Source organism: Daejeonella oryzae DSM 19973 (assembly GCF_000422945.1).
In the GTDB taxonomy this organism is placed as follows: domain Bacteria; phylum Bacteroidota; class Bacteroidia; order Sphingobacteriales; family Sphingobacteriaceae; genus Daejeonella; species Daejeonella oryzae.
In genome coordinates this window covers 1,130,636-1,148,740 of record NZ_AUHA01000002.1, presented here as the reverse complement: position 1 = coordinate 1,148,740, position 18,105 = coordinate 1,130,636, and the positions used below count along the sequence as shown (strand labels likewise).

Below are 18,105 nucleotides of genomic sequence, written 5' to 3'. Positions count from 1 at the left end.
TGAAATACCCATTTTATCAAACTCAAGCAATTTTAAGAGACAATCTTAATGATTAATGCAAAATTCTGATTAGGTTTAGAATTTTTTAGTCCCCTACATTGCTTTTATTTTCCCCCTTCCAAAATGTTAAGAGTTGATAACAGCAAGCCATGTAAAATAGTGTATGCCCTTTGCAAACACGAATTTCTGGGATATTTGATTGAACCTCACATTGTTCAGTTAAATCAGGATGGCAATTTTTCGCTTACTTATCAACGTTTATTTACTGCCACCGCAAAGGAGTTTACTGTCTTTTTAGATGAAACTGATCACAAGCTGATTAAGTTATTAGAAGAAACGGAGCAGGGAAATATTATTAAGCGTTTTCATAAAAAGCCGATCAGGCCTGTAGAGTATTTCAGCACTATTTTTAATGAAACACTTTATGAAACCTTCAGGCCAAAAATAGAAAAAAGGCTGATCGAGGCTTTTAAACTTCTGGCTGATAAAGAAATTTATCTGATGAGTAAAGAAGGCTGGCCGGTTGAGCGGCGACTGCACATCAGTGAAGAAGCGGCTTCTGTACTGTTTCACTTCAGACGCAATGCACTGGAAACCAGATATTTTCCGACCATAAAATTTAAAGGTTTCCGGATTGAATTTATGTTTAAAGATGCAAGTGTCATTTGCAATCAGCCTGCATGGCTTCTTCTGGATGATACTCTTTATTATTTTTCGGATGATCTGGAAGGGAAAAAGTTGCAGCCATTTTTAAACAAGCGGTTTATTGCCATTCCAAAATCTTCAGAAAATACATACTTCGAAAAATTTGTAGCACCGCTGATAGAAAAACATGCCGTATATGCGGAAGGCTTCGAAATCCTCACAGAAAAATTTGAAGCTCAGCCGGTTTTGAAAGTACTTTTTTCTGAAGGCGAAGCTTCTCAGCTTCAGCTTTATTTTAAATACGGCAATTTTATTTTCCCTGCCGGCAATGAGCGCAAAGTTTCTGTGCGCACAGAAAAAATCGGCGATAATTATATTTTCCACCGGGTAAAACGGTCTTTACTTTGGGAGAGCAAAAACCTGGACACTTTAAAAAGTATGGGTTTAAAACCTACCGGGAATATATTGTCAAATCTAGAAGTTAGCGAGGATGGAGATTCTGAAAGCAAACCTTTCAGCGCTATTAACTGGCTGAATGAACATCACGATGAATTAATAGAAAAAGGCTTTTCTTTTGAACAGCCGGACGGACAAAAAAAGTTTGTTCTGGGAAGCAGTAAAATAGATTTAGATATCCGTGAAAACAACGATTGGTTTGATATCCATGCCGTAGTGCATTTCGGCCCGTATCAAATTCCGTTTATCGAGTTAAAAAACCATATCCTTAATAAAATTCATGAGTTTAAATTGCCTAACGGCGAGATTGCCGTTATCCCTGAAAAATGGTTTTCACAATTCAGTAACCTGATGCAGTTTACAGACGGAGGCGCAAATTTAAAACTTAAAAAACATCATATCGGTCTGATTAATGAATTTCAGGAAAGTGAGTTAGCAGGAATTACCATGGACCGAAAGCTTCGGCAGCTAAGTGATTTTGAAGAAATTGATGAGATAGAAGTTCCTAAAAATTTCAAAGGAAAACTAAGACCATATCAGCTGGCCGGATATAACTGGTTCCATTTCCTTAAAAAATACAATTTCGGCGGCTGCCTTGCTGATGATATGGGTCTGGGGAAAACCGTACAAACGCTGGCGCTGCTGCAGAAAGTAAAAGAAGAAGCAGGGCAGATGAATACAAGTCCGACTTCATTGATTATAATGCCAACATCTCTGATCTATAACTGGCAGAACGAAGCGGCAAAATTTGCTCCGGATTTAAATATCCTGGTTCACACCGGAAGTTTGAGAAATAAGGAGCAGGATCATTTTATGAATTACGATGTAATTTTTACTACTTATGGAGTTACACGCATTGATGCCGAGATTTTAAGCAGCCAATATTTTAATTATATCATTCTGGATGAAAGTCAGAATATTAAAAATCCGGCTTCAAAATCATACCGGGCGGTTAAAATGTTAAAGTCTAAAAACAAACTGATTTTAAGCGGTACGCCGGTAGAAAATTCGGTTAATGACCTTTGGACGCAAATGTCTTTTATCAATCCGGGATTATTAGGAAATCAGCATTTTTTTCAAACTGATTTTGTAATTCCGATAGAAAAGAAAAAGGATGAAGAAAAAGCCCGCAAATTGCAATCGCTGATAAAGCCCTTTATATTAAGGCGGACCAAAAACCAGGTTGCTACCGAGCTTCCTGCAAAAACAGAAAATCTGTATTACTGCCAGATGAGTGAAGATCAGAATGAATATTATGAAAAGACAAAATCAGAATACAGGAATGAACTTTTGATGAGTCTTGAAAACGGAACATTCAGCAAATCGCAGGTTCAGGTTTTGCAGGGTTTAACAAAACTTCGGCAGATAGCAAATCATCCCTCCATGATTGATGAAGGCTATGAAGGAGATTCTGGAAAATTTGAAAGTGTAATTCATACGCTGGAAAATATACTTTCTAGAGGCCATAAAGTGCTGATATTTTCGCAGTTTGTAAAACAGCTGGATATTTACCGTCGGCACTTTAATCGGGAAAATGTACGCTATACCTATTTGGATGGTGCCACAACTAACCGGGGCGAAGTAGTGAAAGAATTTCAGGAGAATAAAGACATAAAACTTTTCCTGATCTCGATAAAAGCCGGAGGAGTTGGCCTTAATTTAACTGAGGCCGATTACGTTTTTATACTTGATCCCTGGTGGAACCCGGCGGTAGAACAGCAGGCCATTGACCGGACTCACCGTATCGGGCAAACCAAAAATGTATTTATTTATAAATTCATCAGTAAAAACACGGTCGAAGAAAAGATTCTGGCCTTACAAAACAGGAAAAAGCGTGTTGCTGATTCATTAATTACAACTGAAGAAAGTTTTGTAAAATCATTAACGGCTCAGGATATTCAGGAAATCCTTAATTAATTACTCTGATTACCGGTAGCCTACCTTTGGCAATGTCCACTTGTATTTTACGGATAAGATTCTGATCATGAAGATGAGAATTACTCCCGAGAATGCATTCACATTGTCATCTACGCCAAGGGATTTTAACAAAACAAACAAGGCCGCTCCGGATAAACACGCTGTGGCATAAATTTCCTTCCTGAAAATCAGGGGAATTTCGTTGATCAGTGTATCGCGTATTACGCCGCCCATTACCGCCGAAAACATTCCCAGAATAATTGCTGCCAGCGGAGAGACTCCAAAAGCCAGCGATTTCTGAACGCCAACAATTGTATATAGGGCTATACCCATCGTATCAAACAGAAAGAAAGTACGCCGGAACTTCAGGAAATAATATTTAAAAAAAAGGGCCAGCAATACGCCCAGAGTAACTACAATAAGATAATTGCCGTCGGCTACCCAAACCGGACGGACGCCCAGGATCATATCGCGTAAGGTACCGCCGCCAACAGCCGTTACAAAGCCGGTAAAGGCTACCCCGAAAATATCGCGGTACATATTTTTATCTGAGGCGGCCAATGCCCCCGAAACTGCAAACACCAGTGTTCCGAGTAAATCGATATAATAAGGTAACTGCATAATTTAAGATCAGGCTTGTTGCAAAATAGTTAAATAATCTTTCTGCGAAATAAATTCAGCACCCATGCTTTCTAAATGGCTGGTATGCATTTGGCAATCAATCATACGGTATTTTTTATTTTCGCACAAAGCAATCATCGCCATTTTTGAAGCATTACTTACCTGGCTAAACATACTTTCACCACAAAAAACACCATTTAAGGCCACTCCATATAAACCACCGGCTAATTTATTTCCTTCCCAAATTTCTATAGAATGCGCAAAACCCATCTCATGCAATTGAATATAAGCTTCTATCATATCGGGAGTGATCCAGGTTCCGGGCTCATCTTTACGATTTGCAGAAGCACAGGCACGAATCACATCCGGGAAATTCTGATCATAGGTAATCCGGAAGCGCTTCCTTCGAATTACCTGTTTCATGCTTGATGAAATTCGGATTTTATCAGGAAATAACACGAAACGCTCATGCGGAGCATACCACAGAATAGGAGTTTCTTCAGAAAACCAGGGGAAAATTCCATGACTATATGCTAATAATAATCGTTCGGGAGAGAGATCTCCGCCCACTGCCAGCAGGCCATCTTCATCGGCTAGCTCAGGTTTGGGAAACCAAATTTCCTTTTCGTCTAATCGGTAAATCAAAATATTAATTCTTTGGTTTGCTATGATTTCGATTCAAATTCTTCTAAATGCTCATTGATCGGATTGCCGCAATTACTGCAAAACTTAGCTAAAGATTCATTTTTATGTTTGCAAATTTTACACTCTGTACGATGGCTTACCGATTTAAACATTTCGACCGTAAAAATACCCGTGGGAACGGCAATAATTGCATAACCAATTACCATGACCATAGATGAAACCAACTTGCCAACCACAGTGGAAGGAACAATATCTCCGTATCCTACCGTAGTAATTGTAATTACTGCCCAGTAAATGCTTTGCGGAATACTTGTAAAACCATTTACCGGTCCCTCTACAACATACATAACGGTTCCCATCACCGTAACAGTAATGAGCACCGTAAATAAAAATGTGCTTATTTTATAATAACTGGATTTAAGAGCTTCGCCGAGCATTTTTCCTTCGGCCGTAAACCTGACTAATTTAGCAACACGAAAAACCCGCATTAGCCTTATAGACCTGATAATCAGCAGATAGTGGAAATTCGGGAATAATACAATCAGATAAGTTGGAAGAATAGATATTAAATCTATTAAGCCCCAGAAACTAAAAATGTAATTAAGGGGTTTAGGACTTATAAAAATTCTTAGCAGGTATTCAATTGAAAATATGACTGTAAAAATAAGTTCAATTCTAAAAAACAATTCACTGTACTTACTGCCTACGCTGGATATACTTTCGAGCATAACCGCTAAAACACTTGCCAGAATCAGCCACAACAATACCAAGTCAAAACGTCGCCCGGCTTTGGTTTCTGTTCCAAAAACAATGACATATAATTTTCTTCTGAGGCTCATTTGTTTGATTCAAATACTAATTAGCGAATTTTTGTAATTAACACTTTATCGATCCGCATCTCGTCCATATCCATTATTTCTAATTCAAAATTCCGCCATCTTATTTTTTCGCCTGTTTTAGGGTAATGATGTACATTTTTTAAAATCAATCCTCCCAGTGTGGTAAATCCATCCGCTTCTTCCGCTTCATTTAATCCAAAATATTCTACAAATTCATGATACGGATATTGCCCGTCTGCAAGCCATGAATTTTCATTCCGTTTAACAATGCTTAATTCTTCATTGACACTTAATGATACTTCGCCAATTAAGGCATCTACCACATCAGTAACAGACAAAATGCCTTGTACGGAACCAAACTCATCCACAACAAAAACCATATGAACCTGATCTTCTTTAAATCTTTCGAGTACCTTATAAGCGGCCATATTTTCCTGAACATAAAACGGCTTTTGTAACAGTCCGTTCAAATCAAAAAGTTCATTCTGGTAACTTTCGGTAAATATTTGATTGACAGAAATAGTTCCCAATAACTTTTCGGGAGATTTATTAATTACCGGATATACCGGATGCCGGTCTTCTTTAATTTTCCTTCTGATTTCATCTATATCATCCGTTATATCAATATACATAATGTCTGAGCGATGAGTCATTAATTCTCCCGCTTTCCGGTCGCCCAATGCAAAAACACGTTTCACAATATCTTCTTCAATTTCCTGAATTTCGCCGCTGCTGGTGCTTTCTGCAATAATGGATTTGATTTCTTCTTCTGTGATAATGCCTTCCTGCTTTTCCTTAATACCGAAAAGTCCCAGTACCAAATCATTTGTTTTGACCAGCAGCCAGATAAATGGCTTGGTTGCAGAAGAGAGTACATTCATGGGGCGGGCAACCATTGTGGCAATAGTTTCAGGAAAAGACAATCCGATTCTTTTTGGAATTAACTCGCCAAACACAATAGAAAAATAGGTAATTATAAATACCACAAATACTACAGCCAGTGTGTCTGAATATGGGGCCAGAAATGAAATAGTATTTATACTTTCAACAACAGGTTTCGTCAATGTTTCGCCGCTGAATACACCTGTTAAAATTCCGATTAACGTAATACCTATTTGAACCGTGGATAGAAAAGTATTGGGACTGGCCGCCAGATCAAGTGCTTTCTGGGCATTTTTGTTTCCTTTTTTCGCGATACTTTCCAGGGTAAACCTGCGGGATGACACCAGCGCAATTTCACTCATCGAAAAAACACCGTTAAGCAAAATCAAAAAAGCAATAATTAATATTTCCATGTTCTTAACTTTTTCTGAACGAAGCTGATGAATTAGCCCGGCCAATACAATAATTAGATTCTTTTTTATGCTTATCATTTATCAGACCAGCCTTTGCCCCGATGAAGTTAATTCTGACAAATATTTTGCGATCTGAATGTTCTATAATAAAATCCCATGATACGCCTTTTAAAAAAGATGTTATCAAGCCATATCAGAATACAAAAAAATGCAGGCCTTTAAATTACTTTCCTAATGGAATCTTAACAAGTTTAATATCACAATTCATTCTGTAAAGGTCAAAACCAGGGGCCCAAAAATCAGCAACGATTTCTTTAACAACCAAACCGAAACGTTCATAAAATTTATAGACAAGTTGTGATGTTCTGACAGAAACAATGCGCACGCTTTTAATTTCTCTGATCTGCTGAATTCTATATTTAGTTAATTCGGTACCAAGTCCTTTTCCCTGAAATCCGGGATGAAAAATATCCCATGATAGCTTAGCAATTTCGCCATCATCAGCTAGATTAAAACCACCACTTCCAACTACTAAATCATCAATTTCTATTACAAAATAATTGCTGCTGTGATTATGTAAATAAGCTCGCAGATCATCTTCTTCAATTGCTGCAAAGTATTCTGGAGTGTTCAATTGAAGCAGTTCAATGATCCTGTCTCTATCAGAATGAGTATACTTTCTAATGAACATTTTATACATTTTACAATTCAATTCTTCTGATTATTAAATGAGCTACAATTAAATTCGGAATCCAGCATAACCAGGCTACAATTGTGTAAGCGGTTATAAAGTTACCAAAGGCCATAATTAAAAGCGGAAGCCATATCCTTAAAGTCACGGCGGCAAAACAAGCAGCATAACTGTAGATCATAAATTTTTGATGCAACTTGATTTGTTTCCTTTTAATTTTCAGATAAGCCATCAATGTTGTAAAAAACCAAATAAGACCTAATGATATAAAACCAGATGATGCTACAATTCCTCCGGTTGCAAAAAATCCAATTCCAATACCAGCAATTGAACTGCATAAAACAGACATCATATAAACAATTCCAATAACTTTATGCAATTTCAGATTTTGATTTCTGAATTTAGAACCGAATTGCACCCATCCAATTAATAATGCTATTCCGCCAAAAATTATATGAGTATAAAATCCAATGTTCCAAAATACATTGCTTAAAAGTTCATTTGATTTTGAACTTAATAACCCGAAATTCCTGTCAGCCAAAAAATATATTGCCGGATAAAATCCAATAGCAATTGCAAACGCAGCCATCAAAATCCAGAGTATTTTTTTTGATAATGACATTTAAGTAAAGCAATTAATAGATTCGCAGGGTGGATAAATTACTGTAAGCTATTTGCTAATCGGTCAAAAATTCATTTCATTCAAGTGATATCTTGTAACAACTTTTAAAATTGATTACTATCATCTCAATAATTAATATGTTCTGACGAACAGGAAAATATGCTTATTGAAAGGATGAATTATCTATAAATTTTACCATCTTTTTAATCTCTTATACTATAAAGTATTTTTTGAAAATCCTCCTTAAACTTATTTTTATTTTCCGCAAGTACCCATGACAAAACTTTGTAATATGTTTTCTTTGTTTCAACAACTCCAACCAAATAATATATATCTCCCTTTACATCCTCATCATAATAACTTGCATCACTTTGAATAAATTTATATTCGCCAATAGTTTTTGATTCAGGTTTTGATATTTGTCTGTTCTTTTGATCTTTCAGAAAATCTTTAATAAATTCTTCATAGAATTCATCAATAGAAGCAAAATTCATATCTACAAGACTTAACTCTTCCTTCGTATCGAAAATAACAAAGCCATAAACATCTTTTACTGCATTTTTATATTGTATTGTTGCTGCGCTATTCAGCCCACTGGTTTTGCTCATGTAATCCGGCAAACTAATGTTAAAAGAATGACCAGCTTTATATTCAACCGACTGTGATTGAGCAAAAACTCCTTTAGAGAGTATCATTAATGTTATTGTAATAACTGCAATTGTGTTTTTCATTACTTGATTTATTTTTTAATTTTTCAATAATTGAGGCTTTTGTGTTAAGTTTTTATCCCTTTTTTCTAATAATCAGTCGCCTGGATTCTGCTTTGATCACCTCATCAAAAAACGCCTTTGCTGCAGGGTATAATTTCACGCTAATTTTTTGATTAGGGATATTGATGCTGGCTGTGCTGGTAACTGTATTTTCTTCTTCATTGTAAACGAAGTTGCTTTTATACATTCCTGCTGCTGTGATTTTCTCAACGCTAAGCGGAAGACTTTCGGGCTCAAAACCCTCCGGCAAATGAAACACGGTTTTATCTGTTTTAATAACCGGGCAGTTCAGATAATAATCCGTTTTGCGCTCAAGGTCTTCCGGCAAAGAAAGCTGCCATAATTTTTGCAGCCGCGGGCGGTAAAATTGCTTTGAACCGGCACTAAATTCGTAAAGTTTAGAATATTCCAAGTCAATAATTGCCCTTTTAACCTCATCCATTTCACTCATATGCTGAGTAGACCAGGTATCAGCCTGCTTTAATCCTAAACTATTCACAAGCCATAATTTCTGATCTTCAGATTTTTGACGGGCAAAAGAGTAGATCATATCATCACGGTACTCTCCCTTTCCGTTTAAATTAAGTTTAACCTTTGCAGCCCCGGTTTCAGTTAATTGCACGTCGCTGATCATTTCCAGAGTATTTGCAGAAGCGGAACTGAAAGGGGTGCTTTGCAGATAACTTCCTTCTGATTGAATGATCAGCGCATTTCTGTTTTCAGTAAAAGTACCCAGCTTTCCGGGTAGTGCCGTATTGCTTGTACATTCAAGCCAAACTGTATCTTTGGGTTGCGGAACCATCAGGATAACATGGTTAAAGATATTGTTTGAAAACATCAGATCTGCCTTTTCTGCATTTTCACCAGCATTTATCAATGCCGGATAAGAAGTTATATTAACCGCCTGCAGCAAAGACTGCATATAGTGCGTAAGCGCTTTGCAATCACCATATTTTTTGTCATCAACAAAACTGGCTGCAAAAGGCTTCCATCCTCCGATTCCCAACTGAATACTAACATAGCGCATATTTTGCTGCATGTAGCGATAAAGGAATTCAATTTTTTCCCTCTCAGTTTTTAGACCGGCTGTCATTTCCCGAATTTCCTGCTGCCTTACCGCACTCAGGTCAAATTGTTTTGAAGAAAGCTGATAATAAAACCTGCCAAATTCTTCCCAGGAAGATAGATTTCCCTTCACATTATCAATCTCAAAATCAGCGGGAGACATATTTATCCGTGGATAACTTGCCCAATACTGACTTCCTTTTTCAACTTTTAATGCCTTTAATCCCGCAACTGTCCAGGTATAATTTTTAAGTCCATTTACCGAAGTTTCAGAAGGTTTAATCCGGATATTGGTGGTTTTGTGCCTTAACACCTGTGCTTCGGGCAAACTAACCGTAAATTTGCTGTTCTGCACACTTTGTTCATAGCCCTGGGGTTCCCAGTCGTTATAATCCATCAGGCCATTACTTGAAATTTTATAGGAAACTTCAATCGTTGCCGGATATCCCGGAGTAGCTATTTCAAGATATAAATACCGGTTATCTGACACTAATGTCGAACCACCGTTAGCACTTATATCCCGCATATCTTTTTTAGAGTATTTACGATCTAAAGTTCCCGATTCATCATACACCTTTATTTCAACTTCATTGATGGTTCTGAAATCATCATAATAATAAACAAATGTCAATTCCTCAGCAGCCTGGGAATTAAGTAATGTGATCAGTTTTTTAATACTTAATGTGGCTTTCGCCGGCGACTTGATTTCCAAACTACTTTCTTCTATGCGTACCACAGAGTTTGCATTGGTTTTCATGGAATCCGGTATAGTGGAAGCTTTGTATAAATCAGCAGGGAAAGTCAGCTTTTGCGATAAGGCCATGACCGGTACCAGCATCAATGCCAGGACTAAGTTTTTCTTCAAAATCATTATATCTTTTTTAATACAACCTGCTCACTCAATGTAGAGTATAGCTTTTTATATAATTCGAAAAGCATGTCGTATTCCTCTGCTTTATATACCGCTTTTTTAAACGTTAGGATAAATCTGTAGGATATATTCTGACCTTCTGCCTGCACAATCCTTCGCATTACTATACTTTCATCAGGCATGATCATAGTCACACTCTTAGGAAGTTCATCAACAGTAAAACCCTCCGGAATTTTAAAATTACCTGTCAGGTTGTAACTTCTCAGGTAACCGAAATCCACATCCGTTACTCTCTTTTCTTTAATGAAAGGATTATTTGATAAACCCAGGAAAAGGTTGGGATTAAAATAGATATAGTTACTTTCCTCGCTTGCATTTTGTAGCTTAAAATTAACATTCTGGATAAATGACAGGGTATCTACATCTGCATTACTGGTCACCAGTTTAATGATGGATAGATTGGAATTTCCATCTTTCAGAAATTCCTTATACTTCTCTTCACCATCATTAATAAATCTGCTTACGCGACTTGTTCGTCCATAATTAGCACTATATATATTGGCTTCTCCGCTTAGCGTTCCATCTTTATTGATATCACAAATAAAACTTATACCTAAGCGGTTGGGTGTTGTCTCAACCAAATTAACCCAGGCTGGTGCTCCTTTTTGAATTACAAAACCCTGCGTATTTAAAATATCATAGGCAATTAAATTGTGGGGAAGATGCTTTTCTGTAGCATCCAATACCAGATACCGGCTGCTGTCCAAAGGCACGTAAGCAACGGTTTTATTGAACTGATCTAAAAACGGGTAGTTTTTGTTCACTTCTCCATGATCGCGTGTGCTCACCAGAAGTGGTTTGGCCGGCACGTCAGCTTTTTTTAATAAATTCAGTAAGATCAGGTTAATCTCTCCGCTGGTTCCTGTATGTTTTTGCCATGATTTAGAAAATACCTCTGTTGAGCCGCGGGTATCTGAGCCATTCCATTTCATATTTTTGCGAACAAAGTCATAAACCGAAGCGGCCCTTAATTCCAGATTAGTTATTGCTTTAGCCTTCTTTATAAAGTCCTCTGTGTCGGATATGTTCTTGCGAATCTGCAATCCGTATTGTTCAGACTCTAATAACTTTTCGGCCAGTTTCTCCCATGTATTTAAGTAGTTCTCCCAGCCCGCCGGAAATTTCTTTACACGATTTAACTGGTACGTAACCCTTTGAAGATAATTTTTATCAGCCGTCATGTAGGGTTCATCTCTTAAAGCGGGTATGTTTTTAACTGCAAGTTCACGCTCCATCACAATCATGGTTGAAGGTGAACTTCCACCGAAAAAGAAACTTTTACTTTTCTGCTGCGATTTGTCAAGCGCCATTGGATAGTTGCGAGTTATCTGCGCAGTATAATCGAAAATTTCAACAATCTCCTGTTTAAGGTAACTGTATCTGGTAGGAAGATCAGATTGGAAATACCAATCCGGTATGTTCATAAAATCAGTCTTTAAAGTATACTTATACTCAATCACACTACCCGGCTGTACATTGGGGAACGAAAAAACAATTGCTGAGATATTTTCAGTAACCTTCTCTACATAGATCAGTTTCTTCTCCAATTTTTGAATTACTGATTCTCCTTTTTCATTTAAGGAGATGGTTTGAGCACTTATCGAAGAGATATCCTCAGTATTATCGCCGGAGTAATAAGGTATCCGGATATTAGCTTCATCTTTTCCATTTTCGTTAAATACTTTAATCCTTTTGTGAAGTATCAGGTAAACATCCAAACGGTCGCTGAAATACAATGACCCTTTTTCAAAAAGTACCATCGCATCGGCCTCCTTATCAAAGGAGCACTCTTTCATTTCCAGGTCACTCTTATCTATTTTGCCAAAATCCTGTAAGTCTGCCTGACTGAAAGCAGAAACAGAATAGAAAAGTGTAACTAAAAAGAGGTAAATATTTTTCATAGGTTTTACTATTAAATTAAAAATTAAAAGTATCAAAATTATAGAGGTTTATAGATAGAATATTTCAAACTTTTATTTCGCTATAATTAAACCTCTATCAGCTTTCGTTGTCAGAAATGCAAATTAATCGGCTATGGTAGTTCCTGAAAAACTTAAAAAATTAAAACACCTCTATGCCAGGGCCGGCTTCGGAATCTCTTATTCTGAACTAAATAAAATTGCAGATCAGCCTGTAGATAAAGCTGTTAAGCAGCTTTTCGCAGACGCTGAAAAGCTTGAACCCATCTCCATTTCGGAAGAGTATTTACCCTATTCCGGCGGCAGGAAATTTGCCCAACTAAATGAGCAGGAGCGCAAAGATTTGATTCGCAAAGCACGTATGGGTGTGCGTTTTTTAAACAGCAGCTGGATTGAGAAAATGGGTTCTTCAAAAAGTTCACTGCGAGAAAAGATGACCTTATTCTGGCACGGCCATTTTGCATGCAGATCAGTCAATCCGTCCTTTCTTCAGCAACTAAATAATATTCATCGAAAGCATGCTCTGGGTAATTTCAGAACACTTTTGCTGGAAGTTTCCAGATCGCCGGCCATGCTGCAATTTCTAAATAATCAGCAAAACCGGAAAGGAAAACCCAATGAAAATTTTGCCCGCGAGTTGATGGAGCTTTTTACCCTGGGCAGGGGAAATTATTCGGAAAAGGACATTAAAGAAGCAGCCCGGGCTTTTACAGGCTGGAGTTTTATGCCAGGAGGAGAATTTCTGTTTCGCGAAAAACAGCACGATTATGCTGAAAAAACATTTTTTAGTCAGACAGGGAACTTCAACGGAACAGATATCATTGATATTATCCTCAAAAAACCCGAAACAGCTACTTTTATCGCAAGAAAATTGTACCTGTTTTTTGTAAGCGATACAGAAAATGACCAGCACATTCAGGAGCTTGGCAAATCTTTTTATGAGTCAGATTACGACATCGCTATCCTGATGAAAAAATTATTAAGCTCTGACTGGTTTTATTCCGACCAGGTGATTGGGAGTAAAATTAAGTCACCCGTAGAACTATTGGTAGGGCTCAATAAGCTTTTTCATGTAACCTATAAAAATCCGGCTGTTCAAATTCAATTTCAAAGTGCCATGGGACAGGTTTTATTTTATCCTCCCAATGTAGCGGGATGGGCTGCCGGGAAAAGTTGGATTGATAGCTCTTCGCTTATGCTGAGGTTAAAATTACCTTCACTTATCCTGAATGCCGGTATAATTGATTTTGAAGGCAAAGCCGATATTGAAGACGAAGCTTTGCTGGCGATGATGCAGATAAAAATGAAGTCTGTAGAACGGCGCATTCAGTCAGTAACTGATTGGGATAAATTTCTTTCAGCCTTTCCCTCAGGTTTTAATACCGCAGATCTTGCTTCTTTTCTTCTGCAAACTCCGGTTAAGCCTGAAATAATGAAACTCCTTGAAACAAATTCAAGCCTGAAGAGTGCGGCTTTAGAGCTTGTCAGTATGCCCGAATATCAGTTGTGCTAAACCGAAGAAAATATAATTAACCATGAAAAGAAGAAGCTTTATAAAGAATTCAGCATTAGCATCGGCAGGAGCATTTTTAATTCCTTCGTTTTTAAAACCACTGGAGGCGCTGGCCAATTCACAATTATCAGGGCATAAAAACCTGTTGATCATTCAGCTATCAGGTGGTAATGACGGGTTAAATACCATTGTTCCCTATGGAATGGATGCCTATTATCAAAAGCGTAAAACCATTTCAATAGCTCCAAATGAACTTATAAAGTTGGACGATCTGCAGGGAATGAACCCGGCGCTGGCTTCTTTAAAAGAAGTATACGATCAGGGTTGGATGAATATTGTGAACAGTGTGGGTTATCCAAACCCAGATCGTTCACATTTTCGCTCAATGGATATCTGGCAAACTGCAAGCGAATCAAACGAATTTCTTTCTACCGGATGGCTGGGCAGATATCTGGATTCCAGTTGCGCAGACTGCTCACTGCCTTACGCGGGAATTGAAGTTGATGATACACTTTCGCTTGCTTTAAAAGGCGCCGGCAAAAAAGGGATAGCGGTTAAAGACCCTGCCGCACTTTTTCGCAATACACGTGAACCTTTTTTTAAAGATGTATTAAGCAATCACGACCAGCATCTGAACGAAGATAATCTGGGATATTTATATAAAACGATGATTGAAACTTCTTCATCTGCAGAATATATTCAGAACACATCCAAAATGTATAACAGTAAATTCATCTATCCCGATTCTCCGTTTGCAAACCAGCTTAAAACAGTTTCAAAATTTATAAATTCAGGATTACAGACCAGGGTATATTATGTTTCACTCAGCGGCTTTGACACTCACGCAGGCCAAAAGGCCCAGCAGGGTCGACTACTGAAACAATATGCAGAAGGAGTTTCGGCGTTTATCAAAGACTTAAAGCAAAGCGGTAAACTGGATGATACTCTGGTTTTAACATTCTCTGAATTTGGCCGCCGGGTTGAACAAAATGCAAGTAACGGAACGGACCATGGTACTGCAAATAATGTTTTTTTATTCGGCGGCAAATTAAAAAAGCCCGGAATATTGAACGAAGCACCAGATTTGCAAAATCTGGATAATGGTGATCTGAAGTATCAGGTAGACTTTAGAAATTTGTATGCAGAGATTCTGGATAAATGGCTGAACGTAAACAGCAGCTCTATTTTAAATAAGAAATTTTCAGGGATGGGTTTTATATAAAATCAGCAGAGGTGATTACCTGGCCATTTTAAAATATTTCAAATGAATTTTACCTGTAAAATACAGGCGGAAAAATTCCAGGATTATAGCGATTCTGAAAAGCCAGTCGAATATGAGGGGATTGCTGAAATACTGACTTATGAACGTCAGGAAACCAAATGAAAAAACCCATACAATTAACCGTATGGGGAATTGAATGTAATAAGAAATGAGACCGAATTTTTTCATCAGAAATAATCCTGCAGATGAAAAGAATAGCAAAATGAATACAAAAAGTAATAAAATGAGTTTTATCCGTGACAAATTTCCAGGAGGAAATGAGCCCAGATTGCTCAGAATAGAATAGATCTGCGGGCTCAGTAAAATTATGCTTCCGGCATCCAGGATTGCAAAAAAGCGAAGGGTGGTTCTCATCCCGCTAAAATAGGTCATTTGCAATTCTGTTCAATCAGGCCGGTCGCTTTATCACTTCCCAGTTTACGAATGGTGTGCAGGTCATCGCAGGCACTTTCTAAATCGCCTTGTTTAAGCTTACGCTGAGCTTGCCTCAGAAGCCTGTCAATATACTTTTCATCATAACCCAACTGTTGTTTTAGGGCTATAATCCGGAGTTCATCAGCCGCATCATAGTCCCCAGTAGATTTCTTATCATAAAAATTAAAAATCGCGTTGCTTAAATTTGCTCTTGCATGATAAGCATTGATGGCCTCATTGATTTGATCTTTTGTCCGTTCTTCGCACTTATATCCTTTAAGTGAAAAATTTACCGGTAAAATAATTGCTTGAGTTGTATCATATCCGGCCGGCACAATCCATCGGCCCGAGCTTAAACGAACCACCCGCAACGCTTCATCATCCAGATCAATACCAAATCCTTTCTCCACTTCAGAATCATAAATTCGTCCCTTAGAATTCAGCTTAAAACTCACTTGTACAATACCTTCAATACAATTTTCTTTAGAAAATTCGGGATAGAGAAGGTTACTGTTTATAAAAATATCCAGATTTCTTCTGCCACCTTTAAATTCAGGCTGATCAGAAGCTGAAAATCCAAAAAACTGGAGTGCAATAATATAGAGTATATTCAGAAGCATCTTTGAATCTAACGAAAAATAAACTGTTTTATTTAAACGTATATTTTAAGATCTCCATTGGATCGGGACAATTCTGCAGATAGATATCCCTTTGCGTGTAACGGCAAACGCCCGGATAATCTCCTTTGAAATACCCCATATTAAAAATGATCTGGAAATGCAGATGAGGCGGCCAGTGACCATTTTCGGCGGGTATTCCAAATTGAGTAAAATACTGGCCCTTCGCTATAAACTGACCCTGCTTTAAATTATCAAGGCTTGCCAAATTCAAATGGCCATACAGGGTATGAAACTTTAATCCGTCAAGCTGATGCTCCAGAATAATGGTTGCACCGTAATCACCAAAATTATCATTGTATTTAAAGCTGTGAATTTTGCCTTCCAGGGGAGCATAAACCCTGGTTCCGGCTGCTCCCCAAATATCGGTTCCCAGATGTAAACGGCGGGGTTCTTCCCGGGTATCAAAAAGTTTGCTTCTTGAATAAACGGTGCGATGTTCATTATATCCGCCAATACCATAACGAGCCTGGCTTTTTGAAAGCTGATCATTGATCCAGATGGAAAACTGGTAAGTATCGGCAACCGTTTCTGGATTTAATTCTTTATTGGCCGAGGTAAAATCAAAATCCATCAGCTGATCTTTATTTTTATTAAAATCTACAATAGATGCAATTTTTTCGGAATTCGATTCAATAATTTTATAGAATTTTTGCGTGTCGGTTAAACTCATGAAAATAAATAAATGAAGTTATAAACATAATGTGAAACGGCTCCGGCAATGACAAAAATATGCCAGATCTCGTGAGTATGAACAAATTTGCTTAAAGGCTTATCCTGGTAATAAAAAATAGTACCGCCGGCATAAAACAGACCACCGGTTAGCATCCAGCCAATAGCTGCAAATGGCAGTTTTTCGAGCATATTATTTAAAAGAGGAACTATTAAAGCACCCATGGCAATATAAATGCCTAATGAAATGCCTTTGTGCTGAAGCTTGTTAAATATTTTTAAGGCACAACCTGTGAGGGCAATGGCCCATACAATTCCAAAAAGAGCCCATCGCATCCATCCTTCAAAAACAAGTAAAGAAGTGGGTGTATAAGAACCGGCAATCATCAGATAAATGCTGCAATGGTCAAATTTCTGCCAGAAGCGAACGCCATATTCAGTATTTGGATATCCGTGATAGATTGCACTGATACTGAAAAGAACAAATGAACAAATGCCGTATACCCAGGCCGCTGTCAGTTCAAAACTAGTTTCAGATAAATTTAAAAGGGCAATAGTTGCAGGTATAACCAGTATCGCCGGGATGGCATGCGTAAAAAAATTAACAGGTTCCCTGATCGGCCTCATACACTATTCTATTCTTCGGATTCCGGTTTTTCTTCCTGACGGGGTTCTTTACTGATCTTATCAAAAATCTTATCCATTTTTTCAACATAATCACTGGTATCGTCTAAAAAGAAATCAAGCTGCGGAACAATGCGGGCCTGGTCTTTAATTCGCGAACCCAATTTATAGCGTATTTCTCCGGCATGCAGCTTCACTGTATTTAATGATAAAGCCGGATTTGGACTGTTGAAAAAACTTAGATATATGCGTGCCACGGCCAGATCAGGAGAGATCCGCACTTTGGTAACGGTGATCATAATATTGGGAAGAATATTCAAACCTTCCCGCTGAAATATTTCAGCAAGATCTTTTTGAATAACTCCTGAGAATTTTTGCTGACGCTTACTTTCCATCTGTATTTGTATTACGGATTTATCATTGCAATTGATTGCTGATAATCCATTTTGTAAAATGATAAATATTAAACGTTTTCCGGCATTCTGCTTCAGAGAAATCCTTTTAAGC

At 37.7% G+C, this 18,105-nt stretch carries 17 protein-coding genes; 3 read left to right on the top strand and 14 right to left on the bottom strand.

Features of this window, described 5'->3' with window-relative positions; translation table 11 throughout:
- Window positions 1–123: 123 nt before the first annotated feature.
- Window positions 124–3,018: a DEAD/DEAH box helicase gene (locus tag G521_RS0105405; RefSeq protein WP_026897627.1), complete on the top strand. Its 2,895-nt coding sequence runs from the start codon at window positions 124–126 to the stop codon at window positions 3,016–3,018.
- A gap of 9 nt (window positions 3,019–3,027) precedes the next feature.
- Here the strand turns inward: G521_RS0105405 and G521_RS0105400 are convergent, their stop codons facing one another.
- The 9 genes from G521_RS0105400 to G521_RS0105360 all read right to left on the bottom strand — a co-directional run bounded on the left by G521_RS0105400 (window position 3,028) and on the right by G521_RS0105360 (window position 12,398).
- On the bottom strand, window positions 3,028–3,639 hold the full coding sequence (locus tag G521_RS0105400) for a trimeric intracellular cation channel family protein (protein ID WP_026897626.1): 612 nt from the start codon (window positions 3,637–3,639) through the stop codon (window positions 3,028–3,030).
- 9 nt (window positions 3,640–3,648) lie between these two features.
- Window positions 3,649–4,284 carry a leucyl/phenylalanyl-tRNA--protein transferase gene (aat, locus tag G521_RS0105395; RefSeq protein WP_026897625.1) on the bottom strand — a complete coding sequence of 212 codons (636 nt, stop codon included), beginning with the start codon at window positions 4,282–4,284 and terminating at the stop codon, window positions 3,649–3,651.
- A gap of 20 nt (window positions 4,285–4,304) precedes the next feature.
- Complete coding sequence (locus G521_RS0105390) at window positions 4,305–5,123, bottom strand: ion transporter (RefSeq protein WP_026897624.1); 819 nt, start codon at window positions 5,121–5,123, stop codon at window positions 4,305–4,307.
- Between the two features lie 20 nt (window positions 5,124–5,143).
- Window positions 5,144–6,418: a hemolysin family protein gene (locus G521_RS0105385; protein ID WP_026897623.1), complete on the bottom strand. Its 1,275-nt coding sequence runs from the start codon at window positions 6,416–6,418 to the stop codon at window positions 5,144–5,146.
- Between the two features lie 223 nt (window positions 6,419–6,641).
- Window positions 6,642–7,109 carry a GNAT family N-acetyltransferase gene (locus tag G521_RS16570; RefSeq protein ID WP_051189583.1) on the bottom strand — a complete coding sequence of 156 codons (468 nt, stop codon included), beginning with the start codon at window positions 7,107–7,109 and terminating at the stop codon, window positions 6,642–6,644.
- Between the two features lie 10 nt (window positions 7,110–7,119).
- Window positions 7,120–7,731 (bottom strand): DUF2306 domain-containing protein, encoded by a 612-nt coding sequence (locus G521_RS0105375; RefSeq protein WP_026897622.1) that lies wholly within the window; start codon window positions 7,729–7,731, stop codon window positions 7,120–7,122.
- 203 nt (window positions 7,732–7,934) lie between these two features.
- The gene (locus G521_RS16565) at window positions 7,935–8,462 is read right to left on the bottom strand and encodes a hypothetical protein (protein WP_051189500.1); all 528 of its coding nucleotides are present in this window, start codon (window positions 8,460–8,462) and stop codon (window positions 7,935–7,937) included.
- 52 nt (window positions 8,463–8,514) lie between these two features.
- Window positions 8,515–10,431 carry a DUF3857 domain-containing protein gene (locus G521_RS0105365; RefSeq protein ID WP_220096044.1) on the bottom strand — a complete coding sequence of 639 codons (1,917 nt, stop codon included), beginning with the start codon at window positions 10,429–10,431 and terminating at the stop codon, window positions 8,515–8,517.
- A 5-nt stretch (window positions 10,432–10,436) separates the two neighbouring features.
- Window positions 10,437–12,398, bottom strand: a complete 1,962-nt coding sequence (locus G521_RS0105360) for a DUF3857 domain-containing protein (protein ID WP_026897620.1) — start codon at window positions 12,396–12,398, stop codon at window positions 10,437–10,439.
- A 133-nt stretch (window positions 12,399–12,531) separates the two neighbouring features.
- Between G521_RS0105360 and G521_RS0105355 the strand changes: the two genes are divergently transcribed.
- Together G521_RS0105355 and G521_RS0105350 are read left to right on the top strand one after the other, a co-directional pair.
- Entirely contained in the window at window positions 12,532–13,929 is a 1,398-nt protein-coding gene (locus G521_RS0105355) for a DUF1800 domain-containing protein (RefSeq protein WP_026897619.1), read from the top strand.
- Window positions 13,930–13,951: 22 nt separating this feature from the next.
- Window positions 13,952–15,151, top strand: coding sequence for a DUF1501 domain-containing protein (locus tag G521_RS0105350; RefSeq protein ID WP_026897618.1), 1,200 nt, complete (start codon window positions 13,952–13,954; stop codon window positions 15,149–15,151).
- A 15-nt stretch (window positions 15,152–15,166) separates the two neighbouring features.
- Here G521_RS0105350 and G521_RS0105345 read toward each other — a convergent pair whose 3' ends face one another.
- The 5 genes from G521_RS0105345 to rbfA are packed head-to-tail and all read right to left on the bottom strand — an operon-like array spanning window position 15,167 to window position 17,993.
- A complete protein-coding gene (locus G521_RS0105345; protein WP_026897617.1) occupies window positions 15,167–15,583 on the bottom strand; it encodes a hypothetical protein in 417 nt (138 codons plus the stop codon).
- Window positions 15,580–16,245, bottom strand: coding sequence for a TonB family protein (locus G521_RS0105340; protein WP_051189497.1), 666 nt, complete (start codon window positions 16,243–16,245; stop codon window positions 15,580–15,582). Before G521_RS0105340 ends, G521_RS0105345 begins: the two co-directional genes overlap by 4 nt.
- 28 nt (window positions 16,246–16,273) lie before the next feature.
- Complete coding sequence (locus G521_RS0105335; RefSeq protein WP_036678192.1) at window positions 16,274–16,975, bottom strand: peptidoglycan DD-metalloendopeptidase family protein; 702 nt, start codon at window positions 16,973–16,975, stop codon at window positions 16,274–16,276.
- Window positions 16,972–17,601: a PAQR family membrane homeostasis protein TrhA gene (gene trhA / locus G521_RS16560; RefSeq protein ID WP_051189495.1), complete on the bottom strand. Its 630-nt coding sequence runs from the start codon at window positions 17,599–17,601 to the stop codon at window positions 16,972–16,974. Before trhA ends, G521_RS0105335 begins: the two co-directional genes overlap by 4 nt.
- Before the next feature lie 8 nt (window positions 17,602–17,609).
- The gene (gene rbfA / locus G521_RS0105325; RefSeq protein WP_026897614.1) at window positions 17,610–17,993 is read right to left on the bottom strand and encodes a 30S ribosome-binding factor RbfA; all 384 of its coding nucleotides are present in this window, start codon (window positions 17,991–17,993) and stop codon (window positions 17,610–17,612) included.
- Window positions 17,994–18,105 lie beyond the last annotated feature (112 nt).

What these genes read in the sequence shown, in the direction of transcription:
- G521_RS0105405 (WP_026897627.1), top strand. Translation starts at nt 124, where the DNA reads ATGTTAAGAGTTGATAACAGCAAGCCATGTAAAATAGTGTATGCCCTT.
- G521_RS0105400 (WP_026897626.1), bottom strand. Translation starts at nt 3,639, where the DNA reads ATGCAGTTACCTTATTATATCGATTTACTCGGAACACTGGTGTTTGCA.
- G521_RS0105390 (WP_026897624.1), bottom strand. Translation starts at nt 5,123, where the DNA reads ATGAGCCTCAGAAGAAAATTATATGTCATTGTTTTTGGAACAGAAACC.
- G521_RS0105385 (WP_026897623.1), bottom strand. Translation starts at nt 6,418, where the DNA reads ATGGAAATATTAATTATTGCTTTTTTGATTTTGCTTAACGGTGTTTTT.
- G521_RS16570 (WP_051189583.1), bottom strand. Translation starts at nt 7,109, where the DNA reads ATGTTCATTAGAAAGTATACTCATTCTGATAGAGACAGGATCATTGAA.
- G521_RS0105375 (WP_026897622.1), bottom strand. Translation starts at nt 7,731, where the DNA reads ATGTCATTATCAAAAAAAATACTCTGGATTTTGATGGCTGCGTTTGCA.
- G521_RS16565 (WP_051189500.1), bottom strand. Translation starts at nt 8,462, where the DNA reads ATGAAAAACACAATTGCAGTTATTACAATAACATTAATGATACTCTCT.
- G521_RS0105360 (WP_026897620.1), bottom strand. Translation starts at nt 12,398, where the DNA reads ATGAAAAATATTTACCTCTTTTTAGTTACACTTTTCTATTCTGTTTCT.
- G521_RS0105355 (WP_026897619.1), top strand. Translation starts at nt 12,532, where the DNA reads ATGGTAGTTCCTGAAAAACTTAAAAAATTAAAACACCTCTATGCCAGG.
- G521_RS0105350 (WP_026897618.1), top strand. Translation starts at nt 13,952, where the DNA reads ATGAAAAGAAGAAGCTTTATAAAGAATTCAGCATTAGCATCGGCAGGA.
- G521_RS0105345 (WP_026897617.1), bottom strand. Translation starts at nt 15,583, where the DNA reads ATGACCTATTTTAGCGGGATGAGAACCACCCTTCGCTTTTTTGCAATC.
- G521_RS0105340 (WP_051189497.1), bottom strand. Translation starts at nt 16,245, where the DNA reads ATGCTTCTGAATATACTCTATATTATTGCACTCCAGTTTTTTGGATTT.
- G521_RS0105335 (WP_036678192.1), bottom strand. Translation starts at nt 16,975, where the DNA reads ATGAGTTTAACCGACACGCAAAAATTCTATAAAATTATTGAATCGAAT.
- trhA (WP_051189495.1), bottom strand. Translation starts at nt 17,601, where the DNA reads ATGAGGCCGATCAGGGAACCTGTTAATTTTTTTACGCATGCCATCCCG.
- rbfA (WP_026897614.1), bottom strand. Translation starts at nt 17,993, where the DNA reads ATGGAAAGTAAGCGTCAGCAAAAATTCTCAGGAGTTATTCAAAAAGAT.